This is a genomic window from Clostridium sp. AF36-4, from assembly GCF_003435975.1.
Classification (GTDB): Bacteria; Bacillota; Clostridia; order Lachnospirales; family Lachnospiraceae; genus Eubacterium_F.
The window spans coordinates 1-1,720 of record NZ_QTVH01000061.1 but is presented as its reverse complement, the minus strand read 5'-3'; the positions used below and the strand labels follow the sequence as shown (position 1 = coordinate 1,720).

General features: G+C 36.5%; 2 protein-coding genes. Both read left to right on the top strand.

Going from position 1 to position 1,720, the window contains the following annotated elements; all coding sequences use genetic code 11:
• Positions 1-67 precede the first annotated feature (67 nt).
• Positions 68-745 carry a helix-turn-helix domain-containing protein gene (locus DW005_RS14045; RefSeq protein WP_207658753.1) on the top strand — a complete coding sequence of 226 codons (678 nt, stop codon included), beginning with the start codon at positions 68-70 and terminating at the stop codon, positions 743-745.
• Positions 746-747: 2 nt separating this feature from the next.
• Positions 748-1,644, top strand: a complete 897-nt coding sequence (locus DW005_RS14040; RefSeq protein ID WP_207658754.1) for an IS3 family transposase — start codon at positions 748-750, stop codon at positions 1,642-1,644.
• Positions 1,645-1,720: the final 76 nt, after the last annotated feature.

Here is a 1,720-nt window from a genome sequence, read left to right as displayed (position 1 = left end):
TGATATGCTCCCTTCTAGGTAGACAAGTGAAATAATTAAACTTGTTACTTAGGAGGGAGCATATTTTATGTCTAAAAGAAATATATCTGCACAAGATAAGATAAATGCTGTAAAAAGATACTTGAACGGTCTGACAAGCCAACGAATACTTGCAAATGAGTTTAGTATATCTCAAGCTTCCATTCAACAATGGATTACTAATTATGAAAGTATGGGAGAAGATGCATTCTTGATGAAAAGTTATAAGCATTATTCTGCTGAATTAAAAAGGAAGGCAGTTCTAGACTATCTGTCTGGAAAAGGATCACAAACAGATATCTGTAAAAAATATGGTATTCGTTCAAAAAGTAAGTTACAAAAGTGGATAAAGAAGTATAATGGTCATGAAGAGTTAAAATCTTCTGGAACAGGAGGAAGTATTATCATGACCAAAGGAAGAAAAACCACATTTGAAGAACGGGTTGAAATAGTACAATATTGCATCGCACATAACCATAATTATGCTGAAACAGCAGAGAACCATCGGGTATCTTATCAACAGGCACGTAGTTACACTATTAAATATGAATCTGGCGGAGTGGAAGCTTTAAGAGATAAACGTGGAAAACGGAAAAATCCTGACGAGATGAATGAATTAGAAAGTTTGCGTGCCGAAGTTAAAATTTTAAGAGCAGAGAAAGAACGTGCTGAAATGGAGGCTTCTTTCCTAAAAAAACTCGAAGAGATAGAAAGGAGGCGGGGCTAAGCCTGGTCCGTCATGAATATGTATATCAGGCAATCAAAGACGAACACGAAGAACATAATTATCCCATCACTGACCTTTGCAAACTCGGTAGAGTTTCTAGAGCAGCTTACTATAAATGGTTACATAGAGAAATTCCAGAAAACGAACGAAAAAACAAACGAATTGCAGATGAAATAGAAAAGATTCATACGGAATCGCCGGACAAAGGATATCGCAGAATCAGAGATGAATTGGAACGTTATCATAACATTGATGTTAATGACAAACGTGTGTTACGTATTTGTCGCAAACTTAATATTAAATCAACTATCAAGTACTCCAATAATGGATGCACGAGACAGGCTTCAAATTCCCAATATATAGCAGAAAATATACTTAACCGGGAGTTTACTGCTGATGCACCAAATGAAAAATGGCTCACAGATGTAACAGAGTTCCATTATTATATCGGGATTGAGAAACGTAAGGTCTATTTAAGTGCAATTTTGGATTTATATGACCGAAGAATTGTAGCTTACACGATTGGGGATTCGAACAACAATCATCTTGTATTTAGCAACTTTGAGGATGCGGTGACAAAAAACCCTGATGCACATCCATTGTTTCATAGCGACAGGGGATTCCAATATACTAACAGGGCATTCCACGCGAAAATCGAGGCGGCAGGTATGGTGCAGAGCATGTCAAGAGTAGCCAGGTGCATCGATAATGGACCGATGGAAGGTTTTTGGGGAATTTTAAAGAGAGAACGTTACTATGGAAAACGATTCACTGATAAAGAAACACTCATAAAAATGATTGAGGATTATATAGATTACTACAACAATAAACGATTGCAAAGAAATCTTGGAGTTTTAACTCCTATGGAAAAACACACACTTTACTTACAAGCTGCATAAAAACTGCCAGTAGTTCACTCTACTGGCAGGAAAAATTTATATTTTTTCAATTGTCTACTTGACGGGAAGCAGTTCA